Source organism: Dactylosporangium sp. CA-139066 (genome assembly GCF_050936175.1).
In the GTDB taxonomy this organism is placed as follows: Bacteria; Actinomycetota; Actinomycetes; order Mycobacteriales; family Micromonosporaceae; genus Dactylosporangium.
This window is the reverse complement of the sequence record NZ_JBNJNH010000001.1, coordinates 228,819-245,598: the sequence shown is the minus strand read 5'-3', so window position 1 is coordinate 245,598 and position 16,780 is coordinate 228,819. Positions and strand designations below refer to the sequence as shown.

General features: G+C 73.6%; 13 protein-coding genes. 10 read left to right on the top strand and 3 right to left on the bottom strand.

The genetic code is table 11. From position 1 onward, the window contains the following. Window positions 1-15: 15 nt before the first annotated feature. From ACQEVU_RS01140 to ACQEVU_RS01130, 3 genes are read right to left on the bottom strand one after another with little or no spacing between them, the layout of a single operon-like run. A complete protein-coding gene (locus tag ACQEVU_RS01140) occupies window positions 16-993 on the bottom strand; it encodes a glycosyltransferase family 32 protein (protein ID WP_433319138.1) in 978 nt (325 codons plus the stop codon). Continuing rightward, window positions 990-2,894, bottom strand: a complete 1,905-nt coding sequence (locus ACQEVU_RS01135; RefSeq protein ID WP_433319135.1) for a glycosyltransferase — start codon at window positions 2,892-2,894, stop codon at window positions 990-992. The genes ACQEVU_RS01140 and ACQEVU_RS01135 overlap by 4 nt, the downstream gene beginning before the upstream one ends. Before the next feature lie 49 nt (window positions 2,895-2,943). Next, the gene (locus ACQEVU_RS01130) at window positions 2,944-5,142 is read right to left on the bottom strand and encodes an MMPL family transporter (RefSeq protein ID WP_433319132.1); all 2,199 of its coding nucleotides are present in this window, start codon (window positions 5,140-5,142) and stop codon (window positions 2,944-2,946) included. A 259-nt stretch (window positions 5,143-5,401) separates the two neighbouring features. Between ACQEVU_RS01130 and ACQEVU_RS01125 the strand changes: the two genes are divergently transcribed. The 10 genes from ACQEVU_RS01125 (at window position 5,402) to ACQEVU_RS01080 (ending at window position 16,716) form a co-directional block, all read left to right on the top strand. Next, window positions 5,402-5,743 carry a flagellar basal body rod protein FlgB gene (locus tag ACQEVU_RS01125; protein ID WP_433319129.1) on the top strand — a complete coding sequence of 114 codons (342 nt, stop codon included), beginning with the start codon at window positions 5,402-5,404 and terminating at the stop codon, window positions 5,741-5,743. A gap of 5 nt (window positions 5,744-5,748) precedes the next feature. Further along, entirely contained in the window at window positions 5,749-6,153 is a 405-nt protein-coding gene (locus ACQEVU_RS01120) for a flagellar basal body rod protein FlgC (RefSeq protein ID WP_433319126.1), read from the top strand. A gap of 2 nt (window positions 6,154-6,155) precedes the next feature. Beyond that, window positions 6,156-6,464, top strand: a complete 309-nt coding sequence (fliE, locus tag ACQEVU_RS01115) for a flagellar hook-basal body complex protein FliE (RefSeq protein WP_433319123.1) — start codon at window positions 6,156-6,158, stop codon at window positions 6,462-6,464. Then, the gene (gene fliF / locus ACQEVU_RS01110) at window positions 6,464-8,083 is read left to right on the top strand and encodes a flagellar basal-body MS-ring/collar protein FliF (protein WP_433319121.1); all 1,620 of its coding nucleotides are present in this window, start codon (window positions 6,464-6,466) and stop codon (window positions 8,081-8,083) included. Before fliE ends, fliF begins: the two co-directional genes overlap by 1 nt. Window positions 8,084-8,109: 26 nt before the next feature. Then, window positions 8,110-9,120: a flagellar motor switch protein FliG gene (gene fliG, locus ACQEVU_RS01105; protein WP_433319119.1), complete on the top strand. Its 1,011-nt coding sequence runs from the start codon at window positions 8,110-8,112 to the stop codon at window positions 9,118-9,120. Beyond that, window positions 9,104-9,943 carry a FliH/SctL family protein gene (locus ACQEVU_RS01100; RefSeq protein ID WP_433319116.1) on the top strand — a complete coding sequence of 280 codons (840 nt, stop codon included), beginning with the start codon at window positions 9,104-9,106 and terminating at the stop codon, window positions 9,941-9,943. Before fliG ends, ACQEVU_RS01100 begins: the two co-directional genes overlap by 17 nt. Continuing rightward, entirely contained in the window at window positions 9,940-11,256 is a 1,317-nt protein-coding gene (locus tag ACQEVU_RS01095; protein ID WP_433319113.1) for a FliI/YscN family ATPase, read from the top strand. The genes ACQEVU_RS01100 and ACQEVU_RS01095 overlap by 4 nt, the downstream gene beginning before the upstream one ends. Next, complete coding sequence (locus ACQEVU_RS01090) at window positions 11,256-11,687, top strand: hypothetical protein (protein WP_433319111.1); 432 nt, start codon at window positions 11,256-11,258, stop codon at window positions 11,685-11,687. Before ACQEVU_RS01095 ends, ACQEVU_RS01090 begins: the two co-directional genes overlap by 1 nt. Continuing rightward, the gene (locus ACQEVU_RS01085) at window positions 11,684-12,823 is read left to right on the top strand and encodes a transglycosylase SLT domain-containing protein (RefSeq protein ID WP_433319108.1); all 1,140 of its coding nucleotides are present in this window, start codon (window positions 11,684-11,686) and stop codon (window positions 12,821-12,823) included. The genes ACQEVU_RS01090 and ACQEVU_RS01085 overlap by 4 nt, the downstream gene beginning before the upstream one ends. A 77-nt stretch (window positions 12,824-12,900) precedes the next feature. After that, window positions 12,901-16,716: a flagellar hook-length control protein FliK gene (locus ACQEVU_RS01080; protein WP_433319105.1), complete on the top strand. Its 3,816-nt coding sequence runs from the start codon at window positions 12,901-12,903 to the stop codon at window positions 16,714-16,716. The last annotated feature ends 64 nt before the right edge of the window (window positions 16,717-16,780 follow it).

Here is a 16,780-nt window from a genome sequence, read left to right as displayed (position 1 = left end):
CGGCGGAACCGGGGGCTACTCCGCCGCCAGGCTCGGGCGCGCGGCGGCCAAGGCCAGCAGGGTACGGGCGTTCTCGGCGGCGCTGTCGCTCATCGCCACCCGCACGGCCGCGTCCAGCGCCGCGCCCTCCGGCTCGCCGTACACCATGACATCCGGCAGCGGCCGGTTCCCCGCCAGCTGCCCGACCAGCGCCGCCATCGCCTCCCCCACCGCCTCCGTCACCGACCGCACGCCCTTGACGACCAGGGCCAGCTCCGCGCCCGGCACCGAGGCGGCCACGTCCAGGGCCCCGGCCACCACGACGGTGGCGGTCTCCACGAGGTCGGGGTCGATCAGCACGAGGATGCGCCGCGTGCGCTCCTCGGCGGCCTCCGGCGTGCGCCAGCGCCGCACCGTGTAGGCGTCCGGGAACGGTTCGGCGGCGCGGTGCGGCTCCATCCAGTGGTACGGGAAGAAGCGCTCCGGGCCGAACACCGCCGCCGTCGTGCCGTCGAGCGCCTCCTGCTCGGCGATGACCCGGGTCAGCAGGTCCGCGCCGGTCTGCTCGTCGCGCGGGTGCGACGGGTGCCAGGCCATCGAGTCGGGCAGCGCGGCCACCATGGCGGCGATCGCCGGGTGGCCGGGCACGCAGCCGATGAGGTCGTCGGTCAGGCGGAAGTCGTCGTCGCGCACGCAGAACAGCTCGGCGCCGTCCAGCAGGGGCTCGATGCTGCGCCGGCACTCGAGATCGGCGCCGACCGCGATGCCGCCGTGGGCGAGCAGCAGCTCGTACCGCAGCAGGTCGGCCCGCTGCGCCGGCGACTCGGTCGCGTCGAACAGCGCCTGGTTGGCCAGCGGCGGTACGTCCGCGTCGAGCCACAGGCGCAGCTGCCACTGCGGGTGGTGGCGGCGCCACGTCTCGACGAGGTCGCGCTCGCGCTCCGGCAGCGGGCCGCCGAGCCAGATGTGGTGGATGACGCCGGGGATGAGCGTCCGGGTCAGTACCGCCGTCATCGCGCGCTCCCGACGAGGTCGTGGGTCTGCAGCAGCCGTCGCAGCGTCTCGGCGACGGTGCCGCGGGGCAGGGGCAGGGCGTGGCGGGCCGGGTCGTGGCCGTCCACGGCGGCGAAGGAGGCGACGAGGTCGCACGCCCGCCACAGCTCGTCGGGGCCGGCGCACGGCAGCACCTCCACGGTGCAGCCCGCGGCGGCGGCCGGGTCGAACGCGTGCCCGGCCGGTACGCCGACGACGAGCACCGCCGAGCCGGCCGGCGCGTGGGCGACCTCGCGCGCCACCTCGCCCAGCCGCGGCGACAGGGCGCTCACCCCGATGCGCAGCGGCCGGTGCTCGGCCCGGGCGGCCGAGCGCCGCGCGGCCAGCAGCCAGCCGAGGCCGGTCTCGATGGCGCAGACCGTCACCAGGTCCTCGTGTATCCGGCTGAGCAGCGAGCCCTTGCCCTTGCCCTGCGGGTCGGGCCGGCGGCGCAGGTCCTCGAGGCGCTCGGGGCGGTCCGTGGTCATCAGCCGGATCCGCGCGTCGATGCGCCGGTCGATCTTGCGGACCGTGGCCTCGTAGGTGGTGCCGCGGTACGCCGGCTGCGTCGCCAGCGACGGGTGCCGCTCGGCGAGATGCTCGCGGGCCTGCCCGAGCCGCCCGGCCCGGCGCATCAGCGAGACCGGGTCGAGGCCGGCGCGGACCCGCTGCACGGCGTGGCGGTTGAACACCACCCGCAGGCCCCGCGGCTTGCGCGCCAGGCGGAAGGCGAGGTCGGTGTCCTCGCCGTGGGGCAGCTCGAACCGGGCGTCGCCGAGCACCGAACGGCGGATGCTGCACCGGCCGCCCCAGAACTGCGTCCAGTCGCCGGGGGCGAGGTGACGCAGGCCTTCATGGCTTCGGTACACCGCGCCGCGGAACGCGAACCACGCGTCCACGGAGGTGACGATGTCGGCGGCCGGCCCGGTCCAGCCGAGCACCGCGTCGGCCTCGTCGCCGTACTCGGCGTGGGTGCGCAGGTGCTCGGCCAGGCAGCGGGGCGCCGGCTCGTCGTCATCGTCGAGGAAGAACAGCACGTCGCCGCGGCTCGCCTCGATGCCGGCGTTGCGCGCCTCGCCCGCCCCGACGGGCTGGTCGAGCCGGATGAAGGTGAGGTCGAGGCGCGCAGTCCCGTCGATGAACGACCTCACAACCGGCTCGGCGGTCCCGGCCGAGCCGTCGTCGACGACCACGACCTGGAACCGGTCCGCCGGCAGCGTCTGCGAGCACAGGGCGGCCAGGCAGTCGCGCAGCGGGCCGGGCCGATCGTGGGTGGCGATGATGACGCTCAGGCCGAGGTCGGTGCGCGGCGTTTCGAGGTCGCCGACCAGTTCGCGGTACACGTCGGCCCACCCGGCGCCGGCCCGCGGGCTGCTGTGGTCGAGCACCGGGCTCGCCGGGTCTAGCCAGTCCGCCTGCAGGCCCCGGTGGTCGGCGATGCACACCAGGTCGGCCCGGGTGAACTGGTCGGCGAGGAAGGCCTGGGCGCCCTCGCCGCGCGGCGGCTGCCAGCCGGCGTGGACGCTCACCACGAGCGGCAGCCCGAGCATCCAGGCGCGCTCCATGTGCGCGGCGTTCGCGGTGTCGTCGGCGAGGTGCAGGTGGACCACATCGACGCCGCGCTCCATGAGCAGCTCGGCCAGCAGCCGCTCGGACGGCGTGTCGCCGTAGTACGGGTCGGGGCCTTCGAACTCGAGGGCGAAGAGGCGTACACCCTGCTCTGTATTCATTTCTCGCAATCCGGCCCGCGCCGACCCCGCGGCGGCCTCGTTCCGGACCGGCTCGATCGCCAGGACGTCCCAGCCGCGGGCGGCCACCTGACGGGCCAGGCCGATGCACCGGCGGTGGGCGATCGCGTCGCGCGACGGGAGGATGACGGCCACATGGGGCCGGCGTGTGTCGTTCCGCACACCGGCCCCATCGGCTACCGAATCAGACCTTTAGGAAAACCTTCTCGATCTCGGGGGCGCGGTGCTGCGGCTGCGGCCGGGGGCGCATGAACCGCGGCGCCCACCAGTTGGCGTTGCCCAGCAGCGTCATCACCGAGGGCAGCACGACCGCCCGGATGATGGTGGCGTCGAGCAGGATCGCCGCGGCCAGGCCGACGCCGAGCTGCTTCATGTCGATCGTGCTGAGCGTGGCGAAGATGGAGAACACCGCCACCATCACGACCGCCGCGCTGGTCACCACGCCGGCCGAGCCGGAGATGCCCTGCGCCACCGCCTCGCGGGTGGTCAGGCCCCGGCGCACCGCCTCGCGGATCCGGCTGACCACGAAGACGTGGTAGTCCATCGACAGGCCGAAGAGCACCACGAAGAGGAACAGCGGCAGCCAGGACACCACCGCGTCCATGGACTTGAAGCCCAGGATGCCCTCGGCCCAGGAGCCCTGGAAGATCAGCACCACCAGGCCGTAGGAGGCGGCGGCCGAGAGCATGTTCAGCGCGATGGAGGTCAGCGCGACGACCACCGAGCGGAACGTGAACGCCATGACCAGGAACGTCAGCACCAGCACGAAGCCCACGACGATCGGCAGCTTGTGCTTGATGTGGTCGGCGTAGTCCACGTCGGCGGCGACGAACCCGCCCACGGCGCTCTGTGCGCCCGGCACGCCGCCGATCGTCTGCGGTACCAACTGCGTGCGCAGCCGGGTCAGCGACTCCTTGGCCTGGTCGGAGCGGCCCTCGAAGGGCGTGGCGATGTCGAGCACGGCCACGGTGCCGTCCTTGGAGACCTGGATGTCCGGCGCCTCGTCCAGCGGCGCGAACAGCGGGTCGGCCGCGGCCTTCTGGGCCAGCCGGGTCAGTGCGCTCCTGGTGTTGTCCAGCTGCCCGGCCGGCACGCGCACGGCCACGGTGTGCACCGTGCCGTTGCTCGGGAAGGCCTTCACGAGCCGGTCGTACGCCTGCATCGCCGGCGTGGTGCGCGGCAGGTCCTCCATGCCGGGGAACGTCAGCCGCATCGACAGCGCGGGCGCGGCGAGCGCCAGCAGGGCCAGCACCGAGATCATCAGGGTGGCGGCGGGCCGGCGCAGGGCCGGGCGCAGCAGGAAGGACCAGACCCGGGACCCGCGCTCGTCGGTGCGGGGGCGGGTGAGGCGCCACAGCAGCGGCACGCGGGGCCGGTCGATCCAGCGGCCCAGCTTGGACATCAGCGCCGGCAGCACGGTCAGCGAGCCGAGCACGGCGACGAGCACGACCAGGATGGAGCCCAGCGCGAGCGACGAGAAGACGACGTCGCCGGCGAGGAACAGCCCGGCCATCGCGATCGTCACGGCGACGCCGGAGACGACGACGGCGTGCCCGGAGGTCTCGGCGGCGATCTCGACCGCGTCGAGGTGCTTACGGCCCTTGGCCCGCTCCTCGCGTTCGCGGCGCAGGTAGAACAGGGAGTAGTCGACGCCGACGGCCATGCCGATGAGCAGGATGACGCTCGAGGTGGTGTCGGTCGACGGCACCAGGTGCGAGGCCAGGGTGGAAAGGCCGAGCGCGGCGGCGACCGAGGACAGCGCCAGCAGCACCGGCACGCCGGCGGCGATGAGCGCGCCGAAGGCCACGATGAGGATGGCGAAGGTGACGGGCAGGCTGAGGTACTCGGCCCGCTTGAAGTCCTGGCCCAGCGTGTCGTCCATCGCCTTGGAGATGGAGGGCCCTCCGGTCTCCTCGACCCGCAGGTTCGGGTGCTTGGCCTGGACGCCGGCGGTGGCCGCCTGCAGCGGCGCGATGCGGTCCTGGGCGGTGTCGGGGTCGCCCTTCAGGGTCACCCGGACGAGCAGCGCGGTCTTGTCGTGCGAGGGCAGCGGGTCGGCGACCGACTCGACGTCCGGCAGCGCCTTCATGGCGGCGGCGACGTCGGCGGCCGCGGCCCCGGCGGCGTCGGCGTTCAGGGCGCCCGAGCGGGCGGTGATGAGCACGCTCTCGACGGCCGGGTTCTCGAAGTGTCCGTCGGAGACGATGACGTCGGCCCGGCCGGACTCGCCGATGGCCTGGTCGCGGTTGGTTGCCTCGACGGTGCCCGCCGCATTGCCGCCGATGAAGCACACGGCGACGAACACGACCCACAGTGCAATGGCGCGCCACGGGTGCTCGGCGCTCCAGCGCGCGACCCGTACGGTAATCGGTCTCTTCTCCACGCCGACGACGCTATGGATCGGGGCCTTCGCGGACATCCGGGCTGCACCCGGCCCGCACCCGGATCCACGAACCGGGGATTCCCCTGAGTATCACGGCGCACCGCGCGCCACGCGATGCCACCGGCCTGCAACCGAGCAGCAACCGAAGAAACCGCCGAACTGCCTCAACATCCGCACAGACGGGCCGATGCCCCAAATGAGCAAGGATCGCTCATCGCGCACGCCACGGACCGGCGACACACCGACGGGAGTTCGGTTCGTGCTCGAGGACATCACGTCGGTCACCCTGCACGCCGCCCTGGACGGGCTGGCCAAGCGGCAACGGGTGATCGCCGACAACATCGCCAACATCGAAACGCCCGGCTTTCTCGCCGGCCGCGTGGAGTTCGAGGACGCGCTGCGCACCGCGGTGCAGGCGGGCGACCCCGCCGGTACCCCGATCACCACCGCCCGGTCGCTGGAGCCCACCCGGGAGGACGGCAACAACGTGAACCTCGACCACGAGGTGCTGTCCAACATCGACACCGGACTGCGGTACCAGACCATGCTGCGCGCGACCGATGACAAGTTCGGCCTGCTGCGCACGGTGATCCGGGGCTGAGGGCGATGAGCATCTTCGGGGCGATCGGCATCGCCGGGACCGGGGTCACGGTGTACCGCAAGTGGCTGGACGCCGTCTCGGACAACATCGCGAACATCAACGATGCGGTCTCGCCCTCGGCCGAGGCGTTCCGGGCCCGCTACGTGCAGGCGCGCGCGGTCGCCTACGGGGAGGGCGACGGCGGGGCGGTGGTCGCCGGCACGGCGCTGTCACCGTCGAAGGGGAAGCTGGTGTACGAGCCGGAAAACCCGCTGGCCGATCACGAGGGCTACGTGAAGTACCCCGACATCGACCTCGGCTCGCAGATGACCCAGCTGATCATGGCCCAGCGGGCGTACCAGGCGAACCTGACCGTCGTCGACCGCGCGCGCGACGCCTACAACGCCGCGATCCAGGTCGGGAAGGGCTGATCATGAGCATTGACGCCATCACGCCGGTCGGGACCCTCGGCGCCATATCGGCGGTCTCCGGCTCGAACAACCCGGCGCCGACGTCCTCCGGGGCGGACTTCGGGGCGATGGTCGCGCAGGGGCTGCAGAAGCTGCAGGACGCGCAGAACACCGCCGACAACCTCGCCGTCGAGGCGGCCACCGGCCGGCTCACCGACGTGCACGACTACGTCATCGCCGCGACCCAGGCGAACCTGGCCACCAGCCTCACGGTGGCCGTGCGCAACCGCGCCCTTGACGCCTTCAACGAGATCATGAGGATGCAGGCCTGATGCGTGACCGGCTCACCGCGCTCGGCCGGCGGGCCCTGGACGGCTGGAAGTCGTTCACCCCCGGGCAGAAGGCCGTCACGGTCTTCGCCATCGTCGCCCTCGCGATCGGCGGCTACTTCTTCGCGAGCTGGGCCGGCCAGCCGCAGATGGCGCCGCTGTTCTCCAACCTGGCCTCGGCCGACGCGAGCGCCATCGTGGACAAGCTCAACTCCGACGGCGTCACCTACAGCCTGTCCGACGGCGGGAGCACGATCAACGTGCCCTCCGACCAGGTGTACGCGCTGCGCATCGAGATGAGCGGGGCCGGCCTGCCCGCGCAGGGCGACGCCGGCTACGCGCTGCTGGACAAGCAGGGCATCATGACCAGCGAGTTCATGCAGCAGGTGACCTACCGCCGGGCCCTGGAGGGCGAGCTCGCCAAGACCATCAAGTCGATCAGCGGCGTCAATGCGGCGACGGTACACCTGGCCATCCCCGAGAAGGACGTCTTCACCGACGAGCAGCAGGCGCCCACGGCGTCGGTGCTGGTGAACACCGGCACCAAGCAGCTCTCGGGCGACCAGGTCACCTCGATCGTGCACCTGGTCTCCTCCAGCGTCGAGGGCCTCGAGCCCGACGCCGTCACGGTGGTGAGCGCCGGCGGCAAGGTCCTGTCGACGTCGGACAGCAACGGCGGCGGGGGCGGGCCGGAGGGCTCGGCCGCGCAGACCGGCGCCTACGAGCAGCGGCTGCGCGCCGCCGTGCAGAACATGCTCGACACCGTCGTCGGGCCCGGGCACTCGGCCGTGAACGTCACCGCCAACCTGAACTTCGACAACACCGAGACCAAGACGCAGAAGTACGTGGCCGACCCGGCCGTGCCGCCGCTGTCGGAGCAGAAGAAGTCGGAGCAGTACACCGGCGGCAACGGCACGCCCGTCGGCGGCGTGCTCGGCCCCGACAACATCCAGGTGCCCAACGGGACCGGGACGGGCGGGGACGGGCAGTACCAGCAGACGACGGAGACCCGCAACAACGCGGTCGGCATGGTCACCGAGACCACGAAGACCGCGCCCGGGCAGGTCCAGAAGCTCGGCATCGCGGTCATCGTGGACAGCGCGGTCGCGAAGGTCGACCTCGCGCAGCTGCAGCAGCTGGTCTCCTCCGCGGTCGGCCTGGACCCGACCCGCGGTGACCAGATCGCGGTGAGCTCCATGGCCTTCGACACCAGCGCGGCCACGGCCCAGCAGAACGCGGCCAAGGAGGCCGCCAAGGACCAGCAGGCGCAGGTTCAGCAGCAGTACATCCAGATGGGCGCGATCGTCCTGGCGCTCCTGCTGCTGCTCATCATCGCCGCCCTCGCCGGGCGCAAGCGCCGCAAGGCGGAGCGGCAGAAGCTTTCGGAGGAGCAGAACGCCGCGCTCGAGGAGATGCAGGCGGCGATCGAGGCGGCCCGGGCCAAGCTCGCGCTGGAGGGCGGCGGCGGCCTCGGCGGCGCGGCCGCGCTGGAGGGCGGCGGCGCACCGGGCGACGAGTTCGACCGCGACGGGCGCTTCCGCGACCTCACCACGATGGTCGAGAAGCAGCCGGACGAGGTGGCCCAGCTGCTGCGCGGCTGGCTCGCGGACCGCCGGAGCTAGCGCCATGGCTCGAAAGACGGCGATCGATGACCGCGGGTGAGATGACGGGGCTGCGCAAGGCCGCCATCCTGCTCGTGCAGATGGGGAAGGACGACGCCGCGAAGATCATGGCGCATCTGCGCGAGGCGGAGGTCGAGGAGCTCACCGCCGAGATCGTGCGGCTGGGCCAGGTCGAGCAGGACATCGCCAACGTGGTGCTCGAGGAGTTCCATGACATGGCGACCGGGCACAAGTACGTGGGCCAGGGCGGCATGGACTTCGCCCGCGACCTGCTCGAGGCGTCGCTGGGCCGGGAGCGGGCCGGCGAGATCGTCGGGCGGCTCAACACCGTCTTCATGGACGTGCCGTTCGGCTTCCTCGGCCAGGCCGATCCGCGCCAGCTGCTGTCGTTCCTGCAGGACGAGCACCCGCAGACGATCGCGCTCGTCCTGGCCCACATGACCGCCACCCAGGCGTCGCAGATCCTCTCCGGCCTGGCCCCGGAGCTGCAGGCCGACGTCGCGCACCGCATCGCCGTCATGGACCGCACCTCGCCGGACATCATCCGCCAGGTCGAGGCGACCCTGGAGCGCAAGATGTCCTCGGTACTGCAGCCGAGCGACCTGTCCAACGTCGGCGGCCTCGAGCCGCTCGTCGAGATCATCAACCGGACGGACCGGGCCACCGAGCGGCTCATCCTGGAGGGCCTCGCCGGGCGCAACCCGGAGCTGGCCGAGGAGATCCGCTCGAAGATGTTCATGTTCGAGGACATCGTGTCCCTCGACGACCGCTCCATCCAGCTGGTGCTGCGCCAGGTCGAGACCAACGACCTCGCCACCGCGCTCAAGGGCGTGCGCGAGGAGGTGCGCCAGAAGGTCATGAAGAACCTCTCCGAGCGCGCCGCCGAAAACCTCGCCGACGAGATCGAGATGCTCGGGCCCGTGCGGCTGCGCCAGGTCGAGGAGTCGCAGGCCAAGATCGTCCAGGCCATCCGGACCCTCGAGGAGTCCGGCCAGATCGTGATCAGCAGGGGCGATGACGATGAGTTCGTGGGCTGAGTACGAGCCGCCGGCGCCCCCGGCGGACGACGGCGGCGACTACCCGCTCGCGTTCCCGCCGCCGCGGCCGAAGCGCGCGGGCGCGCCGCGGCCGGCGTTCCCGCCGCCGCCTCCCCCGCCGGTGACCCCGGCGACGCGGGCGTTCCCGCCGCCGGACGACCCGGCGCTCGTGCGCTTCGGCGAGAGCGTGCTGCGCGACGCGCGCGCGGGCGCGGCGCCGAACGCGCGCTTCGACGTCGACCTGCGCGAGCGCGAGATGCTCCCGCCCGAGCTCGTCGCGCGGTGGCGGGCCGAGGCCGAGGCGACCGGGTACGCCGCCGGCTGGGCCCAGGGCATCCGCGAGGCCCGCGAGGCGGCCGCCGCCGATGCCGCCCGCGCCGCCGAGGAGGCCGCGCAGATCGCCGAGATGCACCGCATGCGCATCGAGCGGGCGGTGCGGACCATCGGGCGGGCCGCGCAGGAGCTGGAGGCCCGCGCCGTCCCGGCCGCGCACGACCTCGAGGAGCAGATCGTGGCCACCGCCTTCTCGATCGCGGAGGCGGTGCTCGGCCGCGAGCTGCGCACCGCCGCCGAGCCGGGGCGCGAGGCGCTGATGCGCGCACTCGCGCTGGCGCCCGCCAACGTGCCCGTGGCGGTACGCCTCAATCCGGCCGACCGGCTGACGATTGGTCAGACGGAACTGGTCATGGACGGCCGCACGGTGTCCCTCGTGGACGACCCGACCCTCCGGCCGGGCGACGCGGTGGCGCTGAGCGACGCCACGACCGTCGACGCCCGGCTGGGCCCCGCGCTCGACCGGGTCCGGGAGGTCCTGCAGCAGTGACATCCGCGCTACACCACCGCCTGGCCGCCGCCACACAGGCCGCGCACCCGCGCGTCAGCGGCCGCGTCGTGTCGATCGTCGGCCTGTCCGTCACCGTGGCCGGCGTCGAGGGCCGCGTCGGCGACCTCGTCGAGATCGGCGACCCGGCCACCGGCGGCGTCGTGCCGGCCGAGGTCGTGTCGATCGCCGGCGACCGGCTCGCCTGCCTGCCGCTCGGCCCGCTGTCCGGCATCGGCGCCGGCAGCCCGGTGACGAGCACCGGCGCGCCGCTGCAGATCGCGGTCGGGCCGCAGCTGCGCGGGCGCGTGCTGGACGGGCTGGGGCGCCCGATGGACGGCGGTCCGCCGCTGTACGGCCTGGAACACGTCTCCGTCGAGAACGACGCGCCGGTCGCCCTCGCGCGCGGGCGCGTGCTCGAGCCGCTCTCGCTCGGCGTGCGCGCGCTCGACACCCTCGTGCCCTGCGGGCGCGGCCAGCGGATGGGCATCTTCGCCGGCAGCGGCGTGGGCAAGAGCTCGCTCATGTCGATGATCACCCGCGGTACCGATGCGGAAATCTCGGTCGTCGGACTGGTCGGCGAGCGCGGCCGCGAGGTGCGCGAGTTCATCGAGAACGACCTCGGCCCGGAGGGCCTCGCGCGCTCCGTGGTGGTGATCGCGACCTCCGACCAGCCGCCGCTCGTGCGCCTCCGGGCGGGCTTTGTGGCGACCCGGATCGCCGAGTACTTCCGCGACGGCGGCTCCGACGTCCTGCTGCTCATGGACAGCCTCACCCGCACCGCGATGGCGCAGCGCGAGGTCGGCCTGTCCGCCGGCGAACCGCCCGCCACGCGCGGGTACCCGCCGAGCGTCTTCGCCCTGCTCCCCCGCCTGCTGGAGCGCGCGGGCCCGGCGCCGGTCGGCAGCATCACCGGCCTCTACACGGTCCTCGTCGAGGGCGACGACCACAACGAGCCGATCGCCGACACTGCCCGCTCGATCCTCGACGGCCACATCACGCTGGACCGCCGCCTCGCCACGTCCGGGCACTTCCCCAGCATCGACGTGCTCGAGTCGGTCTCCCGCGTCGCGGGCGCCGTCACGACGCCGGAGCAGCGCGCGAACGCCACCGCACTGCGGCGCATGCTCGCGGCCCAGCGCGACGTGCGCGAGCTGGTCGAGATCGGCGCCTACGTCACGGGCACCAACCCGGACGCCGACCGCGCCCGCGAGCTGTGGCCCCAGATCGACGCGTTCCTGCGCCAGGACATGGACGACCAGACGCCCGCGCCCCGGGCGTGGCAGATGCTCGAGCGACTACTGGCAGGTGGCTGATGGCCAAGAGCGGATTCCGCCTCGGCGCCGTGCTGCGCGCCCGCAAGGCTCAGGAAGACATGGCAAAGGCGGCCGTGGTACGCGCACGAGCCGACGCCACCGCCGCCATACAACGGGTGCGGGCACGCGAGCGCGACCTCGACGGCCGCGCGGTCCCCGACGCCGCGACCGCGTCGGCGTACGCGGCCACGCTGACGTCCCGCCACGCCCTCGCCGGCGAGCTGGCCGCGGCCATCGGCCTGAGCCGGATCGCCGACGAGGGCGTGCAGGAGCGCATGCGCGAGCTCACCGACGCCGCCATCCAGCGCCGCACGATCGAGAAGCTGCAGGAGCGCCACGACGCCACCCGCAAGCGCACGGAGGCCGCGGCGGAGGCGAAGGCCGTCGACGACATCACCACCGCCAACGCCCACAGGGAGGACCGTCCGTGACCGTGCTCGAGGCCCAGGCCCGCATCGCCGAGATCCGCTCCATGCTGGGTGTCTCCCGCCCCGCCACCGACCCCACCGACGCCTCCTTCGCGGACACCTTGGCTTCGGCCACCACCTCCGCTCCTTTGAAGGGCGTCTCCGGCGTCTCGGGCCGCTCCGGCGTTTCGGGCGTCTCCGGCGTTTCGGCCGTGGAGGCCGCCCGCAAGTACCTGGGCACCCCGTACGTCTACGGCAGCAACATCCCGGAGAACGGCCTGGACTGCTCGGGCCTGGTCCAGCGCGCCTACGCCGACCTGGGCGTCAAACTGCCGCGGACGGCGGCCGAGCAGGCGAAGGCCGGCACCGCCGTACCGTCGCTGGCCCAGGCCCAGCCCGGCGACCTCCTGGCCTTCGGCCGCCCCGTGGACCACATCGCGATGTACGCCGGCGGCGGCAAGATGATCGTCGCCCCGCACACCGGCGACGTCGTGAAGCTCGAATCGGTCCCCGGCACCCCGGTGGCGATCCGCCGCATCGTCGCCGCGCCCACCACGTCGGTGGCCTTCCCCGCGCTGCGCCCCGCCAAGCTCACGCCCGGCCAGCTCTCCCCCGACGTCCCGTACGCGGACCTGTTCCGCAACGCCGCCGCCCGCTACGGCCTCGCCCCCGAGCTGCTCGCCGCCGTGGCGAAGGTGGAGTCGGGCTTCAACCCGAACGCGGTGAGCGGCGCCGGCGCCCAGGGCCTGATGCAGCTGATGCCCACCACCGCCCGGGGCCTGGGCGTGAACGCCCTGAACCCCACCGAGGCCGTGGACGGCGCCGCCCGCGTCCTGTCGGCCAACCTGAAGCGCTTCGGCTCACTGGACCTGGCCCTGGCCGCGTACAACGCAGGCGGCGGCGCGGTCAGCCGCTACGGCGGCATCCCCCCGTTCCCAGAAACCCAGGCGTACGTCCCGAAGGTCAAGGCCGCCATGGCCCAACTCTCGCCCCGCACGGCGACGCCCGCTTCCCTGTCGTCACTCGTCACCGCAGCCAACGGCTGGCCCGCCGCCGCCCTGGACCACCGCTCGAACGACCTCTCGCCCGACGCTTCCGCACTGACATCGCTACTCGCCACCGGCGACACTTCGCCCAGCGAGGAGGGCCTGCTCACGTGATCACCCCTTCGACTCCCACCGCGCGCTCCGCGCCCCCCGCGTCGTCGCCCTCGACCGCGCCGTCCTCCGTCGACGACATGTTCGCGGAGACGCTGGCCGCCGCGCTGTACGAGGCGCCGCGCCCGCGCGCGGACGTCTCGCCGGCGCTGACCGATTCCCGGCGCGACGCCCAGGCCCGGGCGCGCGAGGACGCGGTCGCCCGCGACAATGCCATGCGCGACGCCCACGCCCGCGACGCCCAGGCTCGGGCCCGCGAGGACGCCATCGCCCGCGACAACGCCATGCGCGACGCCCACGCCCGCAACAACGCCGCCCGCGACGCCCAGGACCGCGCCCGCGAGGCCGCGCAAGCCCGCGACTTTGCCGTGCGCGACGCCCGCGCCCGCAACAACGCCGCCCGCGACGCCCAGGACCGCGCCCGCGAGGACGCCGTCGCCCGCGACAACGCCGTCCGCGACGCCCGCGCCCGCGACAACGCCATCCGTGACGCCCGCGCCCGCGACAACGCCGCCCATGACGCGCAGGATCGCGCCCGCGAGGACGCGCAAGCCCGCGACTTTGCCGTGCGCGACGCCCGGACGCGTGGCAACGCCGCCCACGACACCCAGGCCCGGACGCACGCGGACGCGCAAGCCCACGAATTCGCCATGCGCGACGCCCGGACGCGCGACAACGCCACCCACGACACCCAGGCCCGGACCCGCGAGGACACCCAGGCCCGCGACATCGCCGCACGCGACGCCCGGACGCGCGTCAACGTCGCACAGGACGCCCAGGCCCGGACGCGCGCGGACGCGATCGCCCGCGACGGCGCGTGGCGGGACAACGCTTCCCGCGACGCCCAGGCGCATGACAACGCCGCCCACAACGCCCAGGCACGCACGCGCGCGGACGCGATCGCCCGCGACAGCGCTTCACGGGACAGCGCTTCACGGGACAGCGCTGCTCGCGTCGCCCGGGCACACGACGCCGCCGCCCACGACGCCCGGACGCGATCCCGCGAGGACGCGACCGCACGGGGCATCGCTCTGCACGACGCCCGGGCCAGCACCGACGCAGCGAACGCTCGCCACGGCGCCGGTACTCGCGACGAGGCCGCCCGTTACGACGCCGCCCACCAACGCACCCTGTCCGCCCGCGAGTCCGCATCGCGCGACACGTTCGCGAGGGCGCCAGAGGCCCAGCACCTCCGAGCTTCGTCCGCCGAAGCCACGACCACCGCCGGCTCCCCCACCTCATCGGACAGCACCACCACGTCGAGCACCGCAACAGGTTCTGTACAGGGCGGCGGCTCGGATGCGTTGAGTCCAAGCACGACCACGTCGGGCCGAACGGGCACGTCCCCCGCCCGCCCGAACGCCGACGGCCCGGACGGCCCGGCCACCGCCGGATCGCAGCGTCCGGACGCACCGACCACCGGCGCAACGCCCGCATCACTCAGCGGCACGCAGCTCCCCGGCGCCGCAGTCCTAGCCGATCTGGCCGCCGACCTGGAACGCAAGCTCGCGGCCGCGGCCGGCCCCGGCGCCACCGCTTCACCCGGCCCCATCGCGGCCACGGTGACGGAATCCATCGCGTGGTACTCCTCGACCCAACCCCTTGCACCCGCAACCGACGGAGCCGGCACAACAGGCGGCGCCCCGAACGAAGCGGCGGACGGCGCGGGCGCCGTCAGAGCACACGCCGCCGCGCTCGCCATTACCGGCATCGCCGACTCGTCCGACGGTGCATCAAACGGCGCGTCGACCGGCTCTGGCAACGACCCGACGGCCATCTCGCCCGGCGCGTACGGTGCCCTGTCCGGTGGAGCCGACGCCCCGTCCGGCGCCCCCGCGGCAACGACGACCGGCGAAGGCGGCCCGCTCGCCGGCACCGCGTATGACGGCACCACCACCACCGCCGCGCAGTCCGGTTCGGCAGGCACCAACCTCGCGACTGGCCTGACCAACACCACAGGCCTCAACCCATCCGCCGTCGGACTCAACGCATCCGCCGTCGGACTCGACCAAGCCACCGGATGGGCGAACGGCCCCCTCCCCACCACCGGAATCAACGGCGCGACCGCGGGCGGAATCAACGGCGCAACCACCGACGGGATGAGCGGCGCAACCACCGGCGCAACCACGGGCGGGACGAACGGCTCGAACGGCGGCATCCACGGTGCGACCGGCGGCGGGATCAGCGGCGCGACCGATGGCTGGATGGACGGCTCGGCCGGCGGCGGCGCGGGCGCACCCTCGGGCGGCGTCGGGTGGGTCGCGAGCGGGTACGACGCCACGGACGGCACCATCTGGACCGCGGCCGGCAGCACCGCAATGTCCGGCGCCGTCGGATCGCCGGCCGCGACATCCCGCGGCTGGACCCCGGCCACCTTCTCGGCCCCGTCGGGCGCGGGTCCGGCTGGCATCGGCGGCGGTACCACCGGTACCGGCGACGCCGCCGCGACCGGCACAACCGACGCGGGCAGCGCCGCGGTCACGCAGGGCATGTCGGGCGCTGCGAACCCATTTGCCACGCAGGGCACGCCGGGCACAGCGACAACATTTGCCACGCAGGGGCTGCCGAGCACGACGACTACCGTTGGTGCGCCGAACGCAGCAGGCGAGCAAGGTGCACAGGCCCGGTCCGACCGCGATGCCGACGCCCAGGATGTCGGCCTCGCCGGCGGAGCGCTCGGCAGCGCCGGCAACGTGCCCCTTGCCGCGGGGGGTGTCTCGGCCGGCGGCGCCGGCGCGGGCGGACACGACGGCGGCCGTTCGGATCGCCGCGGTCCGGGCGACTCCAATGCGGACGTTTGGATGGCGAACGTTAGTACGCCGAACGTTGGCGCCTCGAATGGAATGAACGTTAGCGTCACGAACGATAGGGGCGCGAACGTTTCCGCGCCGAACAGTATCGGGTCGACCGACCAGACGTGGAACCAATCGGACCCGAACAATCTCGATCCGAACGGCTCCGCGATCGACGGCCTCGGGGTTGACGGCCTGCAGATCGGCGGGCTCGGGGGCAGCGGTCAGGGCTTCAACTGGGCGACGGCCAACGCCCTCGGGGCGGCAGCGGCCGGTGGCGGAGGGACGGGCGTTGGCCTGACCGGGTCGGGCGGTTCCGGCCTCGGCACCGGCGGTACCGGGGGGACGGGGACCGCCGGGGCGGCGGGCACCGCTGGAGGGACGGGCACCGCTGGAGGGACGGGCACCGCTGGAGGGACGGGCACCGCCGGGGCGACGGGCACCGCTGGGGCGACGGGCACCGCTGGAGGGACGGGCATCGGCGGGGTGACGGGCGTCGGCGGCGCCAGCGGGATCGCCGCGGGTGCCGGGGCCGCCGGGATCGCCGGGGTCGCCGGGATCGCCGGGGTCGCCGGGGCCGCCGGGGCCGCCGGGGTGCTTGGGCTGGGCGCTGCCGGGTTCGGCGGTGGGGCGGCGCAATCGGCGATGGCCAACAGCGCCTGGGCCGAGGTCGCCCCGCAAGTGGTGAACGTGTTGTCCCCGCTGCGCAAGGGTGCCGACGGCGTCCACCGGATGACGCTGCGGCTGCGGCCCGAAGAGCTCGGGCCCGTCAGTGTCGTCGCCGAGGTGCGCGACGGGGCGATCGCCGTCCAGTTGCACGCCGATCGGGAGGCGGGGCACGCGGCACTCGAGGCGGCGCTGCCCCAACTGCGGCAGGACCTGACGGATGCGGGGTTCTCGGGGTGCGTACTCGAGCTGCTCCAAGATGGTTCCTCCCTCGGCAACCTGTCGCAACATTTCTCAGGTTGGGACCCCGAGGGACGATCTCAACGACGAGCGCCGGAACGCGGCGAAACCGTCGTTGCGGGGCGAGGAGCCGGAACGATCGCCACGGGCCGACCGGGCGAGACGACCGGCGACGGGCTGCTCGACGTGCGGCTCTGACGGACGACCGAGCGAAAGCGAGGCGGCTCCGAGGAACGCCCAGCGAAAGCGTGGCGGCTCCGAG